This window comes from Streptomyces sp. NPDC001902, from assembly GCF_042891295.1.
In the GTDB taxonomy this organism is placed as follows: Bacteria; Actinomycetota; Actinomycetes; order Streptomycetales; family Streptomycetaceae; genus Actinacidiphila.
Genome location: NZ_JBIATA010000003.1, coordinates 277,788 through 295,542 on the forward strand (window position 1 = coordinate 277,788; position 17,755 = coordinate 295,542).

A 17,755-nucleotide genomic window follows, 5' to 3' on the forward strand; every position below is an offset into this window, starting at 1 on the left:
TCAGCCCCGTGCGAACAGGCCGCGGCTGCGCAGCACCGAACGCTCCAGCGGCGCGAACACCAGCAGTTCGATGCCGATGCCGACGATCAGGATCAGCAGGATCGCCGCCAGCACGCTCGGCATGTCGGACAGTTCGCGCCCCTGCTCCAGCAGCTGGCCCAGGCCCACGCCGAGGTCGGGGGAGGTGGCGATGAGCTCGGCGGCCATCAGGGAGCGCCAGGAGAAGGCCCAGCCCTGCTTGAGGCCGGCGAGGTAACCCGGCAGGGCGGCCGGCAGCAGCACGTGCCGCACCGCGTGGATGCCGGTGGCGCCGATGGTGCGGCCGGCCCGCAGGAACAGCGGCGGGATCTGGTCGACGCCCGCGACCAGGCCGTTGGCGATCGAGGGCACCGCGCCCAGCAGCACCACGCAGTAGATCGTGGCGTCCGACAGGCCGAACCAGATGATCGACGCGGGCACCCACGCCACCGACGGCAGGGACTGCAGGCCCGACAGGATCGGCCCGATCGCGGCCCGCACCACCCGGACCCGCGCCACGAGCAGGCCGAGCGGCGTGCCGATCGCGACGGAGGCCACGAAGCCCAGCGCGCCGCGCGACAGGCTCGTCCAGACGTAGCCGAGCAGGGTGCCGTCGAGCCACTTGTCCTGCAGGGCGCGCCCGACCTCCGCCGGACTGGGCAGCTGGTAGTGCGGCTTGAGCTCGAAGTGGTACGCGAGCTGCCACACCACCAGCACCAGCGCGATGGCGACGAGCGGGGGAACGGCCTTCTGCAGCAGCACACGGGCCAGCGGCACGCGGGTCGCGGACCGGGTCTCCAGGGCGTCGAGCCCGGCCTCCAGCCCCGCGAGGTCGCCGCCCGGCCTGACGTCCGCCTTCGTCTCAGTGCTGGCCATGGCGCCGGATCTCCCCCCGGAGGTGTTCGGTGATCTCCACGGAGAGCTCGGCGACCGCCGAGTCCTCGATGCGGCGCGGCTGCGGGATGCCGACCGTCCACTCCCGGGCGATCCGTCCCGGCCGCGAGGAGAGCAGCACGACCCGCTGAGCGAGCCGCACCGCCTCGCGGACGTTGTGGGTCACGAAGAGCACCGACAGGCGGGTCTCGGCCCAGATGCGGGTGAGTTCCTCGTGCAGGACATCGCGGGTGATGGCGTCGAGCGCCGCGAACGGCTCGTCCATCAGCAGCAGCTGGCTGTCCTGCGCCAGCGCCCGGGCCAGCGCGACGCGCTGCCGCATGCCGCCGGACAGTTCGTGCACCCGCTTGCCGTACGCGCCCTTCAGGCGGACGAGCTCCAGCAGCCGCTCGGCCTCCGGGCGCCGCTCGGCGCGCGGCACGCCGCGCATGCGCAGGGCGAGTTCGATGTTCCTGCCCGCGGTGAGCCACGGGAACAGGGCGTGCTCCTGGAACATCAGGGCCGGACGGCCGCCGGGGGTCTCGATGCCCCCGGCGGACGGCCGGTCGAGTCCCGCGACCAGGTTGAGCAGCGTGGACTTGCCGCAGCCCGAGGCCCCCAGGAGGCAGACGAACTCGCCCGGCGCGACATCGATGCTGATGTCGTCCAGCACGTGCGTCTCCGCGCCGGGACGGCCGAAGGACTTCGAGACGTGCTCGAGCCGTGCGGCGTACGGGGCCGCGTCGACCGTCACGGCGGGCTGCTTGGTGAGTGCGGTGGCCATGGCGTCACCTCCTGAGGGCTGGGGCTGCGGTCTTCATCGGTGCTGCCGGGCCTCAGCCGCCGAGACCGGCGTCGTCGATCCCGGTCTTGCCCTCGCCCTTGAGGATCTTGTTGAGGATCGTCAGGTCGTAGATGCCCTTGAGCGAGGGCTTCTCCAGCAGGCCGGCGGTGACGGCGTGGTCGGCCTCGGTCTGCAGCGTGGACGCCAGCGGGTCGTCGATGACCTGGATGCTCTCCCAGGCCGGGTCGATGACGTCGGCGGGCAGCGGCTTGCCGGAGAGCTTCTCCAACTGCGCGTTGGCGTCGGCCTTGGCCTTGTCGGGGTTGGCGCCGATCCAGGCGTTGGTCTTCACCGAGCCGCGCAGGACGGCCTCGACGACGTCCGGGTGGTCCTTGAGGAACGCCTGGGAGACGATCACGTTCGTGATGACGAACTTCTTGTCCGGCCACAGGTCGCGCTCGTCCAGGAGCACCTTCGCGCCCTCGGCGACCAGCTTGGAGGCGGTGGGCTCGGGCACCCAGGCGCCGTCGATGGAGCCGGTCTTGTAGGCGTCGGGGGTGACCTTGTTGTCCGTGCGGACCACGGAGACGTCGCCCTTGCCGCTGGTCGCGTCGACCTTCCAGCCCTGCTCGGCGATCCAGTTGAGGAACGCCACGTCCTGGGTGTTGCCGAGCTGCGGGGTGGCGATCTTCTTGCCCTTGACGTCCTTCAGGGTCTTGATCCTGTCCGGGTTGACGACCAGCTTGACGCCGCCGGAGGCCGAACCGGAGATGATCTTCAGGCTCTTGCCGCCGGACTTCGTCCAGCCGTTGACCGCGGGGGAGGGGCCGATCCAGCCGATGTCGATGGAACCGGCGTTGAGGGCCTCGATCTCGGCGGGCCCGGCGTTGAACACCGACTCCTTGATCGTGGTGCCCGAGCCCAGCGCGTCGGCGAAGAAGCCCTCCTTCAGGCCCACCAGCGGGGTGGCGTGGGTGAGGTTCGCGAAGTAGCCGATCTTCACCGTCGAGGCGGACAGCTTCTTGCTGGTGCCGCTGCTCGCGGCCGCGTTGGTGGTGTCGTCCTTCTTGTCGGAGCCGTAGCCGCAGGCGGCCAGGGCCAGCAGCGGCAGAAGGGCGGCGCCGGCTATGAGGCGGCGACGGGCGGACGTTCTCGGGGCGGTGGTGCGATCGGCAGTCACGGGAGGCGGTCCTCTCGATGGCCCCGGCTCGCGCTCTCTACGGCGCGCCGGGGTGGTGGCTGTCTGGTGGTCGGTGGTGCGGTGCCGCGTACGCGGCGCGGGTGCGGTGCTCGGACGGGGTCAGCGCGCACATCGCGTGACACCGCCCGTGCCGCTGCCCAGACAGCCGCTGCCGACGCGACCGCCCTCCTTGGCGAATCCGGCGAAGGCGTCGTCGAACGCCATCAGAAATCCCACCCCTCGTCGTCACCGGCCGCGTCGCCCGCGGCCGTGGCGGTGCGGGCGGCGAAGGCCTCGCCCGCCATGCCGGCGGTCAGCGTGGTGCCGTCCGCCGGGTCGATCAGCAGGAAGGAGCCGGTGAGCCGCGAGTCGGCGTACGCGTCCAGCGGCAGCGGCTCCGAGGTGCGCAGCACCACCGTGCCGATGTCGTTGACGCGCAGCTCGCCCGGCTCGTCCTCGTGCTCCAGCCCCCGGGTCAGGTCGATCCGGTACGGCAGCCGCTTCACGACCGCCTTGACCGTGCGCGTGCTGTGCTTGAGCAGCACGCGCGCGCCGACCTTCAGCGGCCGCTCGTGCAGGTGGCACACGGTCGCCTCGACGTCCTGGGTGGTCGCCGGGGCGGCGTCGGACGGCGCGATCAGGTCGCCGCGCGAGATGTCCAGGTCGTCGCCGAGCAGCAGCGTCACCGACTGCGGGGCCCACGCCACGTCGACCGGGGTGCCGAGCGCGTCGATGCCGCTGATCGTGCTGGTCAGCCCGGACGGCAGGACCGTCACGGGGTCGCCGACGCGCAGCACGCCCGAGGCGATCTGCCCCGCGTAGCCGCGGTAGTCGGGGTGCTCCGCGGTCTGCGGGCGGATGACGTACTGCACGGGGAAGCGCGCCGGGTGCGCGCCCGGGTCGCTGCCGACGGGGACGGTCTCCAGGTGCTCCAGGATCGTCGGGCCGCCGTACCAGTCCATGTTCGCCGACGGCGACACGACGTTGTCGCCGACCAGGGCCGAGATGGGGATCGTGGTGATCTCCGGGACGCCGATGGAGGCCGCGTAGGCGGTGAACTCCTCGGCGATGGCCGCGAAGACCGGCTCCGACCAGTCGGCCAGGTCCATCTTGTTGACCGCGAGCACCACGTGCGGCACCCGCAGCAGCGCCGCCAGCGCCGCATGCCGGCGGGTCTGCTCCACGACGCCGTTGCGGGCGTCCACCAGGATCACGGTCAGCTCGGCGGTCGAGGCGCCGGTCACCATGTTCCGCGTGTACTGCACGTGCCCCGGCGTGTCCGCCAGGATGAACCGCCGCCGCGGCGTGGCGAAGTAGCGGTACGCCACGTCGATGGTGATGCCCTGCTCGCGCTCGGCGCGCAGGCCGTCGGTGAGCAGTGCCAGGTCCGGCGCCTCCTGCCCGCGGCGGGCGGAGGCCAGCTCGACGGCCTCCAGCTGGTCGGCGAGCACCGACTTGGAGTCGTGCAGCAGCCGGCCGACCAGCGTGGACTTGCCGTCGTCGACGGAACCCGCGGTGGCGAAGCGCAGCAGGGAGGTGGCCGAGAGCTGCTCGGCGGTGGTGCCGGTGGTCATGGCTAGAAGTACCCCTCGCGCTTGCGGTCTTCCATCGCGGCCTCGGAGAGCTTGTCGTCCGCCCGGGTGGCGCCCCGCTCGGTGAGCCGGGACGCGGCGATCTCGGCGATGACGGCGTCGATGGTGGCGGCGTCGGAGTCCACCGCGCCGGTGCAGGACATGTCGCCCACCGTGCGGTAGCGGATCAGCCGGGTCTCCACCGACTCGCCGTCCTTCGGCCCGCCCCAGTCGCCCGCGGTCAGCCACATGCCGCTGCGCCGGAACACCTCGCGCTCGTGGGCGTAGTAGATCTCCGGCAGCTCGATGCCCTCGCGGGCGATGTACTGCCACACGTCCAGCTCGGTCCAGTTGGACAGCGGGAAGACGCGCACGTGCTCGCCGGGGGCGTGCCGGCCGTTGTAGAGCTGCCACAGCTCGGGCCGCTGGCGGCGCGGGTCCCACTGGGAGAACTCGTCGCGCAGCGAGAACACCCGCTCCTTGGCGCGGGCCTTCTCCTCGTCACGGCGGCCGCCGCCGAAGACCGCGTCGAAGCGCAGCTCCTGGATGGCCTCGGTCAGCGGCACCGTCTGCAGCGGGTTGCGGGTGCCGTCGGGGCGCTCGCGCAGCCGGCCGTCGTCGATGTAGTCCTGCACCGAGGCGACGTGCAGCCGCAGGGAGTGCTCCGCCACGGTGCGGTCCCGGTACTCCAGCACCTCGGGGAAGTTGTGGCCCGTGTCGACGTGCAGCAGCGAGAAGGGGACCGCCGCGGGGGCGAAGGCCTTCAGCGCCAGGTGGAGCATGACGATGGAGTCCTTGCCGCCGGAGAAGAGGATCACCGGCCGCTCGAACTCCCCCGCCACCTCGCGGAAGATGTGCACCGCCTCGGACTCCAGTGCGTCCAGGTGCGACAGCGCGAAGGGATTGCCGGTGCTCTCGTCGACTGCGACTACCGTGGTCACGCTGTGCCCCCTTCGTTCTCCCCCAGAGCTCGCGCCTGGGTGGTGCCCCCATCTCCGCCCGCGCGGCGAACGCGCTGCCGGCCGGTCGGGTGCGGCCCGGTGGCCGCGCGCACGTCGCTCACAGGAGTCCCCTCTCCACCAGCAGCGCCGTCAGCAGCGCCGCCGAGTCCTCGACGGTGTGGTCCTGGGTCTCGATCCGCAGATCGGGGGTCTCGGGTGCCTCGTACGGGTCGTCGACGCCGGTCAGCCCGGATATCTCGCCCGCGGCCTGCTTGGCGTACAGGCCCTTCACGTCACGCACGGTGCAGACCTCCACCGGGGTGGCGACGTGCACCTCCAGGTACGTGGTGCCCCGCGCCTCGTGGCGCTTGCGGACGGCCTCCCGGCTGTCGGCGTACGGCGCGATGACCGGGACCAGCACCTTGACCCCGTTGGCGGCCAGGAGTTCGGCGACGAAACCGATCCGCTGCACATTGGTGTGCCGGTCCTCGCGGCCGAAGCCGAGGCCCGCGGAGAGGAACTCGCGGATCTCGTCGCCGTCCAGGACCTCCACCCGGTGCCCGTCGCCGCGCAGCCGCCCGGCAAGCGCCCGGGCGATCGTGGTCTTGCCCGCGCTCGGCAGACCCGTGAGCCACACCGTGGCCCCTGTGCCCGTCCCGCCCATCCGCCCCTCCCGGGAAGTCCGTTCCGTCGTCATCAGCCGTGCAGCCCGCACTCGGTCTTGGCCCGTCCCGCCCAGCGGCCGGCCCTGGCGTCCTCGCCCTCAAGCACCCGGCGGGTGCAGGGGGCGCAGCCGACCGAGGCGTAACCGTCCGTGAGCAGCGGATTGGTGAGCACCCCGTGCTCCGTGACGTAGGAGTCCACGTCGTCCTGCGTCCAGCGGGCGATGGGCGAGACCTTGACCTTCCCGCGCCGCGCGTCCCAGCCCACGACCGGGGTGTTCGCGCGGGTGGGGGACTCGTCGCGGCGCAGGCCGGTCGCCCAGGCGTCGTAGCGGGTCAGGCCCTCCTCCAACGGCGTGACCTTGCGCAGCGCACAGCACAGGTCGGGGTCGCGGTCGTGGAGCTTCGGCCCGTACTCGGCGTCCTGCTCGGCCACGCTCTGACGCGGCGTCAGCGTGATGAGCTGCACGTCCATGACGGCGGCGACCGCGTCACGGGTGCCGATGGTCTCCGGGAAGTGGTAGCCGGTGTCGAGGAAGACGACGTCGACGCCCGGGGCGACGCGCGAGGCCAGGTGCGCCACGACCGCGTCCTCCATCGAGGAGGTGACGCAGAACCGGGACCCGAAGGTGCCGGTGGCCCAGCGCAGGACGTCGAGCGCGGGGGCGTCCTCCAGGTCGCGGCCCGCCTGCTCGGCCAGCGCCCGCAGTTCGTCCGCGGTGTGCCGCTGCGCGGTGGTCACGAAGGGTCTCCCTCACGGTGCTCGGTCCGCAGCCCCCGGGCCAGCAGGCCCAGGAACTTCAGCTGGAACGCGCGGTTGCACGACCGGCACTCCCAGGCGCCGTGGCCCTGCTCCGCGGGGTGCAGGTCCTCGTCCCCGCAGTAGGGGCAGTAGAACGGTGCGGCGCGTTCGCTCACGACAGCGCCTCCTCGCTCGCCCGCGTCACCCACTGCGCGAAGCGCTCGCCGTCCGTACGCTCGGCCTGGAAGCGCTTCAGGACGCGCTCGACGTAGTCGGGCAGCTCGTCCGCGGTGACCTTCAGCCCGCGGACCTTGCGGCCGAAACCGGCCTCCAGGCCCAGCGCGCCGCCCAGGTGCACCTGGTAGCCCTCCACCTGGTTGCCCTCGTCGTCCAGCACGAGCTGGCCCTTGAGGCCGATGTCGGCGACCTGGATCCGGGCGCAGGCGTTCGGGCAGCCGTTGATGTTGATTGTGATCGGCTCCTCGAACTCCGGCAGCCGGCGCTCGAGTTCGTCGATCAGCGAGGAGCCGCGCGCCTTGGTCTCGACGATGGCCAGCTTGCAGAACTCGATGCCGGTGCAGGCCATCGTGCCGCGCCGGAACGGGGAGGGCTTCACCTGCAGGTCCAGCGCCTCCAGACCCGAGACGAGGGAGTCGACCCGGTCCTGCTCGACGTCCAGCACGATCATCTTCTGCTCGACGGTGGTCCGCAGCCGGCCGGAGCCGTGCGCCTCCGCCAGCTCGGCGATCTTGCTCAGCGTGGTGCCGTCCACCCGGCCGACGCGCGGCGCGAAGCCCACGTAGTAGCGGCCGTCCTTCTGGCGGTGCACGCCCACGTGGTCCCGCCACTGCTGGACCGGCTGGTCGGGGGCCGGGCCGTCGGCCAGCTTGCGCCCCAGGTACTCGTCCTCCAGCACCTGGCGGAACTTCTCCGCGCCCCAGTCGGCGACCAGGAACTTCAGCCGGGCGCGGGTGCGCAGCCGCCGGTAGCCGTAGTCGCGGAAGATCGAGATGACACCCTCGAAGACGTCCGGGACCTCCTCCAGCGGCACCCACGCGCCCAGCCGGACGCCGATCTTGGGGTTGGTGGACAGACCGCCGCCGACCCACACGTCGAAGCCCGGCCCGTGCTCGGGGTGGCGGACGCCGACGAAGGCGACGTCGTTGATCTCGTGGGCCACGTCCAGCAGCGGGGAGCCGGAGATCGCCGACTTGAACTTGCGCGGGAGGTTGGAGAACTCCTTGTTGCCGACGATGCGGCGGTGGGCCTCGTCCACGGCCCAGGTGCCGTCGAGGATCTCGTCCTCGGCGATCCCGGCGACGGGGGAGCCGAGGATGACGCGCGGGGTGTCGCCGCACGCCTCGGTGGTGGACAGGCCCACGGCCTCCAGGCGCTGCCAGATCTCGGCGACGTCCTCGATGCGGATCCAGTGCAGCTGGATGTTCTGCCGGTCGGTGATGTCGGCGGTGCCGCGGGCGAACTCCTGGGAGACCTCGCCGATGACGCGCAGCTGCTCGGTGGTGAGCCGGCCGCCGTCGATGCGGACCCGGAGCATGAAGTACTTGTCGTCCAGCTCCTCCGGCTCCAGGATCGCGGTCTTGCCGCCGTCGATCCCGGGCTTGCGCTGGGTGTACAGACCCCACCAGCGCATGCGGCCGCGCAGGTCGGCTCCGTCGATCGCGTCGAAGCCGCGGTACCGGTAGATCGTCTCAATGCGTGTCCGCACGTTGAGACCGTCGTCGTCCCGCTTGAACTGCTCGTTGGCGTTGAGCGGTGTCATGTGGCCGACCGCCCACTGGCCCTCGCCGCGGTGGCGGCTCACCTTGCGGCGCGGCGCGGCGGCGTTCGGCTGGTCAGGGGTGGAGGCCATGGCGATGCAGTCCTTCTGGCAGGCTGGACAGAGTCGGTCGTAGCGCGAAGAGTCCCCTTGGCCTGCGGATACGCCGCAGCGCTGGGAACAGCGCGGGACGTGGGCGCGTCATTGCGCCCGCGGGGCCGGGGACGGCCGGGTCAGTCCTGGACGGGGCGGCGGCGAGTGCTCAGCACGCCTGACAGATGGCGCTGGACATGCGTCCGAGGTCGACGTGCAGCCGACCTACCAAGGCGATTCCAGTGCGCGACATGTCGAAAGCGTGTCACGGGGATCTCGGGCCAGTCCACCGTTATCCAGAATGTGGACGCGTTCATCCCGCATGGCGAGATGCGTCGATTGTCCGTCACCTGACAGGACTCGCCGGGCGCAGGAAATCGGCCGCGATGGCCCGGAACCCACCGTGCCCGCGGGTCCCGACGTGACGCAGCTTGTGGCCCGCCAGCGCCGAACCCAGCCGCACCCCCGCACCGAGCGGGGCGTGGTCCGCGACCAGCGCCGCCAGCAGCCCCGCCGCGAAGACGTCGCCCGCCCCCGTCGCGTCCTCCACCTCGCCGCCGGGGAGCGGCCGGTGCGCGTAGCGCTCCACGGTGCCGGGCCGGTGCACCTCCACGCGGTCCGGGTACTTCACCACGGCCGCGCCCTCCGCCCGGGTCCGCACCCGGACCAGCCGCTCGAACTCCCGCCCGTTGACCAGCAGGTAGTCGCTCATCGCCGCCATGGCCAGCACATCGGCGGTCGGCTCCGCCGACCAGACGTGCCCCGGGTCGAAGCTGATCAGCGTCCCCGGCGAACGCCGCCGCACCTCCACCAGCAGCCGGTGCAGCACCGCGCCGCCGTCCGGATCCAGGAACGAGGTGACGTGCACCACCCGCGCCGCCGCCAGGTAGCCGGCGATCTCCTCGAACCGCTCCCGCACATGGGCGGCGATCCGCGTGTTCGCCCCGGTGTGGGTCAGCAGCGTGCGCTCCCCGCCGTCGTGCACGGACAGGCAGATCCCGCACAGCCGGTCCGGGTCCCGGGCCACCAGCCGCCGGTCGATGCCGAGCCCGTCCAGGACGGCGAGGGGGCCGGCCGCGCCCAGCGGGTCGCGGCCCGCCACGCCCACGTACCCGAGCCGCAGCCCGCGGCCCAGACGGCCCAGCGCATGGAGGGTGTTGAAGGCCGAGCCGCCCGGTTCCGGCGTGAGCGGCACCCCCTCGGCCCGCAGCCACTCCAGGCCCGCGCGGACGGCGGGCTCGTCGACCATGCGTTCGCCGCCGCTCTCCGGCGGCGGGCGCAGCCGCATGTGCGCGCCGAGCCGGGCCAGCACCGGGCCGCCGTTCAGGGCGGACGCGCCCGTGATGAGGTCCAGGTTGAGCGCCCCGACCCCGACGACGTCCATGCCCGCCCCTTCCCGTCCGCCGGTCCCTACCGGGCTCCGGGCCAGGGCCCGGTGACGGGCCTCTCCTCCTCTTCCCCCGTCTCGGTGCGGAAGATGCGGAAGCCGCGGTTCTCGTAGTTGGCCAGCGCGTGCGGCCCGTCCAGGCTGCAGGTGTGCACCCACACCCGCTTCGTCGGGGTGCGGTCCGGCCGGCGCTCCGCCAGGTCCCAGGCGCGGGCGATGCCGACGGACAGCAGGTGCCCGCCGATTCGCCGCCCCCGGAAGGCGGGCAGCAGCCCGAAGTACGCGATCTCGACCTGGCCGTCGTCCTGCGGGTCCAGTTCGATGTAGCCGGCCGGGGTGTCCCGGTCGTACGCCACCCAGGTCTCCACGCCCGGGCGCTCCAGGAAGGCCCGCCACTGCTCGTACGACCACGGCAGGCGGTCCGTCCAGGCGCAGTCCGCGCCCACCGACGTGTAGAGGAAGCGGCTGAACTCCGGGGACGGCACCTCGGCCCGCGCGATGCGGATGCCCGACGTCGCGGGGTCCGGCTCCAGGGAGGGCCGCAGATCGGCGTGGGAGGTCTGCTCCAGTGACCACGTGGTCACCGTGACGCTAGTGCTCATGCGCCACATTCTGCGGCCTCGCGGACCCGGAGGGTTCCCGGCTCGCTGCGCGGCCCGTCCGGGTCGCCCCCTCACTCCCCGAAGCGCGCCCCGCGCACCGCCGGCGCCGTCGAGTGCGGCAGCAGGTCCGCGGGGTGGGCGGGGCGGACCACCTCGACCTCGACGCCGTCCGCGAAGCGGTAGGGACGGTGGTCGAGCACCCCGGCCAGGGTGCGGCGCAGGCGGGACATCTCGGCCCGCACCGTCACCGTGCGGGAGGGGTCGCCGAACAGGTCGCCGGCCAGTTCCGCGGCGGTGCGGCCGTCCCGGTGCAGGGCCAGCACGAAGAGCAGTTCGGCGTGGCGCGGGCTGAGCTCCTGCGACCAGCCGCCGGCCGCACCGGAGACGTTCACCGTCCACGTGCGGGGACGGCCGAGGTCCAGCACCACGTGCCCGGCCCCGGGCACCTCCTCCTCCGGCGTGGCGACCCGCACCAGCCAGCCGCCCGGCAGCGGCTCCAGGGTGCAGGTGCCCAGCGCGGGCACCCACGTACGTCCGGCGCTCGGCGCGGCGGGCAGCGTGATCCGCTCCACCGGCGGCATCCCGGTCACCGCCGCCGTCCACCCGTTGGGGTCGACGACCGCCGCCCGGCCCGGCATCCGGGCGAGCAGCGGGGCGGAGACCGAGCGCAGCCGGTCCACGGCCGCCCAGTGCAGGCTGCGCAGTTCGGCCTCGGCGACCTTGGTCACCGCGGTCACCAGCGACAGCATCGCGGGGTGCATCCCGGCCGCCGGCCCGCTGACGTCCACCGCGCCCAGCAGCCGGCCGTCCCGCGGGTCGATGAGCGGGGCCGCGGCGCAGGTCCACTGGTGGTGCACCCGGACGAAGTGCTCCGAGGAGTGCACCTGCACCGGCCGTCCGGTGACCAGGGCGGTGCCGATCGCGTTGGTGCCGACGGCCTCCTCCGACCACGAGGCGCCCTCGGCGAAGCCGAGCCGGTCCGCGCTCCTGCGGACGGCCAGGCTGCCGTCCCGCCACAGCACCCGGCCCTCGGGGTCGGTGACCACCATGATGTGCCGGGCCTCGTCGGCGACCGAGACCAAGCCGTCGCGCAGCGCGGACATCACGTCGTTCAGCGGGGTGTGGCGCCTGCGCACCTCGATCTCGTCGGCGGTCAGCATGCCGGCGTGACTGCCGTTGTCCGGGTCGACACCGAGGTCCAGGGCGCGCCGCCAGGAGTCCTGGATGACCGGTCTGGGCACCGTGCCACCCGATCCGCCGCCCAGCGCGGTGTCCCGCATGCCGCCCAGCAGCCGTGCGGAACGGCGCGGTTCCTGGACGGACTGGACCGACAACGACCGTGCGTCGATCGGAACCTGGCTCATGGTGCTCCCCGCGTCCGTGTGCGCAGCGCTTTCTGCGCTCGGGCAGTGGCCGCGCCGGTTCTCCGCTGCCACACCATGTGCATATGGTGCCGCCGGGCCGGTCCCTCCGGTGGGATATCCGGCCAATACCTTGCAACTGTCTGCAACGGTTGCGAATATGCGCGCATTCGACGGACAGTGACGGCGCATCACGCTATTCGTACGGAACCCTGATTCCGTGCGACGGTGAGGCGAGACCGGGGGTGGTGCCGAGTCGGCGCGGCACCACCCTCAGTGCGGCGCGGCGGCGGAACGTTTCCCCGAAGATCCCGGTCCTTCCGTCGGGACCTCGGGCGGACCGCCGCCGCATCCGCCCCTCACCCCTGAGGGCGTGCCCGCTCCACGATCGCCGCCAGGTCCAGCCCGCGCGGCAGCGTGCCGAAGGTCGCCCCCCAGTCCCCGCCGAGCCGCGAGGCGCAGAACGCGTCCGAGACCTCGACCGGGGCGAACCGCACCAGCAACGAGCCCTGCAGCACCAGCGCCATGCGCTCCACCAGCCGGCGCGCCCGGGCCTCGACGCCCTCCAGGTCGGCCAGTTCGGTCAGCAGCGCCTTGATCGCGCCGTCCAGCCGGTGGTCAGCGCCGCGCGCCAGGCCGATCTCGCCGAGGAAGGAGTTCAGCGCGCGCGGCTCCCTCTGCAGCACCCGCAGCACGTCCAGGGCCTGCACGTTGCCCGAGCCCTCCCACACCGAGTTCAGCGGCGACTCCCGGAACAGCCGCGGCAGCCCCGACTCCTCCACGTAGCCGTTGCCGCCCAGGCACTCCAGCGCCTCGGCCACCAGCGGCGGGCAGCGCTTGGTGACCCAGTACTTGGAGACCGCCACCGCCAGCCGCCGGAAGTGCCGCTCCTGCTCGTCGTCCGCGTCATCCGCGTCGTACGCCGCCGCCAGCCGCAGCACGGTCGTGGTGGCCGCCTCCGACTCCAGGGCCAGGTCCGCCAGGACGTTCCGCATCAGCGGCTTGTCGACCAGCGGCCCGCCGAACGCGCTGCGGTGCGTCGCGTGGTGCACCGCCTGCGCCACCGCCTGCCGCATCAGCGCGGCGGAACCGGTCGCGCAGTCCAGCCGGGTGGCCGCCACCATCTCGATGACGGTCGCCACCCCGCGCCCCTCCTCGCCGACGCGGCGCGCCCACGTGCCGTCGAACTCCACCTCCGCCGAGGCGTTGGAGCGGTTGCCCAGCTTGTCCTTGAGCCGCTGGATCAGGAAGACGTTGCGCGAGCCGTCCGGCAGCACCCGGGGCAGCAGGAAGCAGGTCAGGCCCCCCTTTCCCGAGGAGGGGGACGCCTGCGCCAGCACGAGGAAGGCGTCCGACATCGGCGCCGAGCAGAACCACTTGTGGCCGGTGAGCAGGTACGTGCCCTCCTCCGCCAGCGGCTCCGCCCGCGTGGTGGTGGCCCGCACGTCCGAGCCGCCCTGCTTCTCGGTCATCCCCATGCCGAACAGCGCCCCGGGCTTGCCTCCCGGCGCCACCAGCTGCGGGTCGTACACCCGGGACCCCAGCCGGGGCTCCCACTCGGCGGCCAGCGCCGGGTCGGCCCGCAGCGCCGGCACCGCCGCGTGTGTCATCGACACCGGGCAGCCGTGCCCGGCCTCCGCCTGGGACCACACCAGGAAACCCGCCGCGCGCCGCAGGTGTCCGCCGGGGCGCGACCAGGCGTCGGTGAGCCCCGAGGAGACCGCCCGCCCCAGCAGCCGGTGCCAGGCCGGGTGGAACTCCACCTCGTCGATCCGGTGCCCGTACCGGTCGTGGGTGCGCAGCACCGGCGGATGGGTGTCGGCGGCCTCCGCCCACCCCCGCGCCTGCGCGGAACCGGCGGCCCGGCCGATCTCGCCGAGCTCCCGGTGGACCTCCTCCCGGAGCCCGGGCGCCACGTGCCGTGCCACCCCCTCCACCAGGGCGGTGTCGGCGGCGTACACGTCATACCCGACCAGGGGCGGAGCCTGGTTGGTCACGGTGTGTGTGGGGGGACTCATGACGGTTACGGTAGGCCCGTGCAGGCAGCAGACGAAACACCCGAGCGGCCCAGGCGAGGCCGACTCCACCGGGCGCGGGCCCTCTACAGGAACGTATCCAAGCGCAAGGTGGGCTGGCTGCTGCTCAAGGACACGGTCGACTCCTGCATGGAGTACCGCGTCACCGGCCTCGCCGCCGAGGCCGCCTTCTTCGTGCTGCTCTCCCTGCCGCCGCTGCTGCTGAGCCTCGTCGGCGCCATCGGCTACGTCGACGAGATCATCGGCACCGACACGATCGACAACATCCGCGGCAACATCCTCACGGCCGCCGCGACGGTCCTGTCGGACAAGGGCGTCGACCAGTTGATGCGGCCGCTCGTCGACGACGTCTTCGGCGGCGGACGGCCCGACGTGATCTCCATCGGCTTCGTCATCGCCCTGTGGTCCGGATCGCGGGCCCTCAACGTCTTCGTCGACACGATCACGATCATGTACGGGCTGGAGGGCAGGCGCGGCATCGTCAGGACGCGGCTGCTGGCGCTGCTGCTCTACATCGTCGCCCTGGTGATCGGCGCGGTCGTCATGCCGCTGATGGTCGTCGGGCCGGACGCGGTGGTGTCGTTCCTGCCGTGGAGCGAGGCCGTGATCCGGATACTGTACTGGCCGGTCGTCAGCGTGCTGTCGATCGCGTTCCTCACCACGCTGTACCACGTCTCCGTACCGGTGCGGTCGCCCTGGTACGAGGACATGCCCGGGGCGGCCGTCGCCCTGCTGATGTGGGTCCTCGGCAGCTTCGTGCTGCGCATCTACCTCACCCACACGGTCGAGGGCCCGACCATCTACGGATCGCTGGCCGCGCCCGTCGCCGTCCTGCTGTGGATCTTCGTGTCGGCCTTCGCGGTGCTCGTCGGAGCGGCCGTCAACGCCGCCATCGACCGGGTGTGGCCCTCGATCGAGACCGCGGCCGCCCGCGAGGAGAACGCACGGGCCAGGGAACGCGCCGCAGCCGACCTCGTCGCGGAGGCCGCCGCCCGTCGCGCCGCGTTCGAGTCCGGCCCGGACGACGAGGTCGGCCCGGAGGACCCGCCCGCCGAATTCCCCGAGCGCTGGGCGGGCTTCCTGCCGCCGGAGGACGTGCGGTCCCGGCTGCGCGGGCGCCGGCCCTCGGGCAAGAACGGCGGCAAGCCCCCGCACTGAGGCGCACCCGGCGCGCTGTCGGCGGCGGGTGCCATGCTGGAGCGGTGTACCGGGAACAGACCTCGACGGTGCCCGGCGCCGTGCTGTGGACGAGGACAGCGGGTGCCGCGGCGGCCCGCGTGCTGCCCGACGGCTGCATCGACCTGATCTGGGGCGAGGACACCGGTCTGTTCGCGGCGGGCCCCGACACCGCCGCACACCTCTCCGGCAGCCCGCCCGGCACGCGGTACGCGGGCCTGCGCTTCGCCCCCGGCGTCGGGCCCGCCGTGTTCGGGCTGCCCGCGCACGAGCTGCGTGACCGCCGTGTTCCGCTGGACGCGCTGTGGCCCGGCGCGCAGGCCCGCCGGGCCACCGAGCGCGTCGCCGCGGCCGCCGACCCCGGCACCGTCCTGGAGTCCCTGGTGCTCGCACGGGACGTGCGGCGCGAGGCGCCCCCGTGGGGCCCGCAGATCGCCGCGAGCCTGGCGGCCGGCGCCCGCGTCGGCACCGTCGCCGAGGACACCGGGCTGAGCGAACGCCAGCTCCACCGCCGCTGCCTGGCCGCCTTCGGCTACGGGCCCAAGACCCTCGTCCGCATCCTGCGCCTCCAGCGCGCACTGGGACTGGCCCGCCGCGGCCATCCCTTCGCCGACGTCGCCGCCCACGCCGGCTACGCGGACCAGGCCCACCTGGCCCGCGACGTGCGCGCCCTCGCCGGCGTCCCGCTCGGCGACCTGCTCCCCTGACCCCGGCTGGACCGTGTCGTCACTTGCCCTCCCCCAACCTTCGGCCGGGGGGGTGCCCCCACCCCGCGCCGCTCCCCCAGCCGGCGCTGGGAGGTGCCACCACGCTGCGTTGTCGAATCGTCCGAGTAGCCCACTACGAGGACGGCTCCCCGCCTTGCGAGTGCACCGCACCTGGGGGCACCTCCCAGCGGAGCTGGGGGAGCTCATGTGACGACACGACCTAGCCCTGCGGCAGCGCCGCGAAGAGGTCGACCGGGTTCCCGTCCGGGTCCAGGACCACGGCGTACCGCATCCCCCAGGGCGCGTCGAAGGGCTTCAGGTGCCCCGCGTACCCGGCCCCGGTCAGCTCGGCGAACGTCGCGTCCACCTCCTTCGGCCCGTCGCAGGTGAAGGCCAGCGCCATGCGGTGACCGCCCTGCGGCGGCGCCCAGGAGGAGTCGAACGACCGGACGGTCTCCACGGTGTCCCACGCCATCCGCAGCCCCCCGGGCAGCGCCACCTCCACATGCGGGTCCGCCTCCACCCCAGCGGGGATCTCCAGCCCCAGCCTGCGGTAGAAGGCCAGCGAGGCGGCCATGTCGGCCACGACGATCTCGACGACATCGAAACGAAGAGTCATGCCGCAACCGTAGGGTCGCGCCGCCCGGCCCGTCTTGAACGAATCGGACACGCACCGCCCCCGCCTCACGCGTCTTGCGCGGCGAAGCCGGTCAGCCGCGGGGGCGGGCCGGGGGGTCGTCCGTGGCACGGCCGAGCGGTGTGGCCGAGACGGAGTCGGTCTGGCGGGCGGAGGAGGCTGCGCGGCGCGGATCGGGGGAGCCGGGGGAGCCGGTGCGGCGGTCCGGGCCGGGGGTCTCGGACGGCTCCGGGACGGGTGAGGTGGTGGGGCGCGGCGAGGGCGGCGGGTCGGCCGCAGGGGGGACGGACACCGCGGGCACGGCCGGCCCGACCCCGGGGCCCTGCCCCGGGGCGGACAGCAGGTGCAGCGGCACGGCGACGACCGCCGCCACCGCCAGGGACACCCCGGCTCCCGCGGCGGCCCGCAGCAGCTTGCGCCGCGCCGCCACGCGGCGGACCTCCCGGAACCGGCCGGGCGGCGGCCCGAGCAGGACCGTGCCGGGCCGCAGCAGGGCGCTCAGCTCCGGGTCCCGTTCCTCGTCCGGGCCCTCAATGGGTGTGATCAAGGCTTCTCCTCAGTCCGGCTCGCAGCATTTCCCTGGCCGCGTGGAGGTCGGCCTTCACGGTTCCTTCCTTCCGCCCCGTCGCGGCCGCCACCTCCCGGACCGGCATGTCGGCGTAGTAGTACAGCAGGATGGGCACCCGCAGCCGCTCGGGCAGCGACTGGACGAGCATCCGCACCGAAGGGTCGGTCTGCCCGTCGCGTCCCTCGCCCTGACCGTCGACGAGGACCTCCGCGGTGGCGCGCCGCATGGCCCGGCGTTCGCGCTCCACCTTCCGCCAGTGATCGCGCACGATGTTGGCCGCCGTGACGTAGAGGAAGCCGCGCGGTTCGTCCACGCTCGTCCAGCGCGCCCACAGCCGGGTGAAGGCCTCCGAGGCGATCTCGTGGGCCGTCTCGTCGTCGTCGACCAGCCGCCGGCACCAGCCGGCCAGGCGGGGGTAGAGGGCGGCGAACAGCTCGGACGCCGCTTCGTCCCGGGAAGACCGTTTCAACACTCTCCACATTCCGTCGTTCATCATGCCGCAGGCGTGCCACCGCACGGCCGGGGGGGGGGGGGGCCCCCCCCCCCGCCCCCCCCCCCCGCGGGGGGGGGCCCCCCCCCCCCGGGGGGGGGCAACACCAAGATGTGGCGGGTGGCGCAGCCCCCCGCGGGGGGGGGGGCG

Annotated in this window: 19 protein-coding genes; 2 read left to right on the plus strand and 17 right to left on the minus strand. The window is 73.3% G+C overall.

Annotated features, from left to right (window positions below):
• From ACFYYN_RS07490 to ACFYYN_RS07555, 14 genes are all read right to left on the minus strand, one after another.
• Complete coding sequence (locus ACFYYN_RS07490; RefSeq protein ID WP_499514653.1) at positions 1 to 894, minus strand: ABC transporter permease; 894 nt, start codon at positions 892 to 894, stop codon at positions 1 to 3.
• Entirely contained in the window at positions 881 to 1,675 is a 795-nt protein-coding gene (locus tag ACFYYN_RS07495; protein WP_500545030.1) for an ABC transporter ATP-binding protein, read from the minus strand. The genes ACFYYN_RS07490 and ACFYYN_RS07495 overlap by 14 nt, the downstream gene beginning before the upstream one ends.
• 52 nt (positions 1,676 to 1,727) lie before the next feature.
• Positions 1,728 to 2,855, minus strand: a complete 1,128-nt coding sequence (locus tag ACFYYN_RS07500; RefSeq protein ID WP_500545032.1) for an ABC transporter substrate-binding protein — start codon at positions 2,853 to 2,855, stop codon at positions 1,728 to 1,730.
• 224 nt (positions 2,856 to 3,079) lie between these two features.
• On the minus strand, positions 3,080 to 4,429 hold the full coding sequence (locus ACFYYN_RS07505) for a sulfate adenylyltransferase subunit 1 (protein WP_499514656.1): 1,350 nt from the start codon (positions 4,427 to 4,429) through the stop codon (positions 3,080 to 3,082).
• A 2-nt stretch (positions 4,430 to 4,431) separates the two neighbouring features.
• Positions 4,432 to 5,367 (minus strand): sulfate adenylyltransferase subunit CysD, encoded by a 936-nt coding sequence (gene cysD, locus ACFYYN_RS07510; RefSeq protein ID WP_500545033.1) that lies wholly within the window; start codon positions 5,365 to 5,367, stop codon positions 4,432 to 4,434.
• A 118-nt stretch (positions 5,368 to 5,485) separates the two neighbouring features.
• A complete protein-coding gene (gene cysC, locus ACFYYN_RS07515; RefSeq protein ID WP_500321734.1) occupies positions 5,486 to 6,031 on the minus strand; it encodes an adenylyl-sulfate kinase in 546 nt (181 codons plus the stop codon).
• A gap of 32 nt (positions 6,032 to 6,063) precedes the next feature.
• Positions 6,064 to 6,771 (minus strand): phosphoadenylyl-sulfate reductase, encoded by a 708-nt coding sequence (locus ACFYYN_RS07520; RefSeq protein ID WP_500545034.1) that lies wholly within the window; start codon positions 6,769 to 6,771, stop codon positions 6,064 to 6,066.
• Positions 6,768 to 6,947: a hypothetical protein gene (locus ACFYYN_RS07525; protein WP_500321732.1), complete on the minus strand. Its 180-nt coding sequence runs from the start codon at positions 6,945 to 6,947 to the stop codon at positions 6,768 to 6,770. The genes ACFYYN_RS07520 and ACFYYN_RS07525 overlap by 4 nt, the downstream gene beginning before the upstream one ends.
• Positions 6,944 to 8,641, minus strand: coding sequence for a nitrite/sulfite reductase (locus ACFYYN_RS07530; protein WP_500321730.1), 1,698 nt, complete (start codon positions 8,639 to 8,641; stop codon positions 6,944 to 6,946). Before ACFYYN_RS07530 ends, ACFYYN_RS07525 begins: the two co-directional genes overlap by 4 nt.
• A gap of 169 nt (positions 8,642 to 8,810) precedes the next feature.
• Entirely contained in the window at positions 8,811 to 8,894 is an 84-nt protein-coding gene (locus ACFYYN_RS07535; protein ID WP_322975673.1) for a putative leader peptide, read from the minus strand.
• 93 nt (positions 8,895 to 8,987) lie between these two features.
• Positions 8,988 to 10,025, minus strand: a complete 1,038-nt coding sequence (locus tag ACFYYN_RS07540) for a carbohydrate kinase family protein (protein ID WP_500545035.1) — start codon at positions 10,023 to 10,025, stop codon at positions 8,988 to 8,990.
• A 26-nt stretch (positions 10,026 to 10,051) separates the two neighbouring features.
• Positions 10,052 to 10,630, minus strand: coding sequence for a GNAT family N-acetyltransferase (locus ACFYYN_RS07545; protein WP_500365373.1), 579 nt, complete (start codon positions 10,628 to 10,630; stop codon positions 10,052 to 10,054).
• 71 nt (positions 10,631 to 10,701) lie between these two features.
• The gene (locus ACFYYN_RS07550; protein WP_500545036.1) at positions 10,702 to 11,994 is read right to left on the minus strand and encodes a helix-turn-helix domain-containing protein; all 1,293 of its coding nucleotides are present in this window, start codon (positions 11,992 to 11,994) and stop codon (positions 10,702 to 10,704) included.
• A 356-nt stretch (positions 11,995 to 12,350) separates the two neighbouring features.
• Entirely contained in the window at positions 12,351 to 14,009 is a 1,659-nt protein-coding gene (locus ACFYYN_RS07555) for an acyl-CoA dehydrogenase family protein (protein ID WP_500545037.1), read from the minus strand.
• 18 nt (positions 14,010 to 14,027) lie between these two features.
• On the opposite strand from ACFYYN_RS07555, the gene ACFYYN_RS07560 reads away from it, so the two are divergent.
• Positions 14,028 to 15,185 carry a YihY/virulence factor BrkB family protein gene (locus ACFYYN_RS07560; RefSeq protein ID WP_500359852.1) on the plus strand — a complete coding sequence of 386 codons (1,158 nt, stop codon included), beginning with the start codon at positions 14,028 to 14,030 and terminating at the stop codon, positions 15,183 to 15,185.
• Positions 15,186 to 15,229: 44 nt separating this feature from the next.
• Positions 15,230 to 15,910: a helix-turn-helix transcriptional regulator gene (locus tag ACFYYN_RS07565; protein ID WP_500545038.1), complete on the plus strand. Its 681-nt coding sequence runs from the start codon at positions 15,230 to 15,232 to the stop codon at positions 15,908 to 15,910.
• Positions 15,911 to 16,130: 220 nt separating this feature from the next.
• On the opposite strand, the gene ACFYYN_RS07570 is transcribed toward ACFYYN_RS07565, so the two are convergent.
• The 3 genes from ACFYYN_RS07570 to ACFYYN_RS07580 form a co-directional block, all read right to left on the minus strand.
• Positions 16,131 to 16,529 carry a VOC family protein gene (locus ACFYYN_RS07570; RefSeq protein WP_500361061.1) on the minus strand — a complete coding sequence of 133 codons (399 nt, stop codon included), beginning with the start codon at positions 16,527 to 16,529 and terminating at the stop codon, positions 16,131 to 16,133.
• A 91-nt stretch (positions 16,530 to 16,620) separates the two neighbouring features.
• Positions 16,621 to 17,094, minus strand: a complete 474-nt coding sequence (locus tag ACFYYN_RS07575) for a hypothetical protein (RefSeq protein ID WP_500545039.1) — start codon at positions 17,092 to 17,094, stop codon at positions 16,621 to 16,623.
• A complete protein-coding gene (locus ACFYYN_RS07580; protein ID WP_499514670.1) occupies positions 17,078 to 17,596 on the minus strand; it encodes an RNA polymerase sigma factor in 519 nt (172 codons plus the stop codon). Before ACFYYN_RS07580 ends, ACFYYN_RS07575 begins: the two co-directional genes overlap by 17 nt.
• Between the last annotated feature and the right edge of the window lie 159 nt (positions 17,597 to 17,755).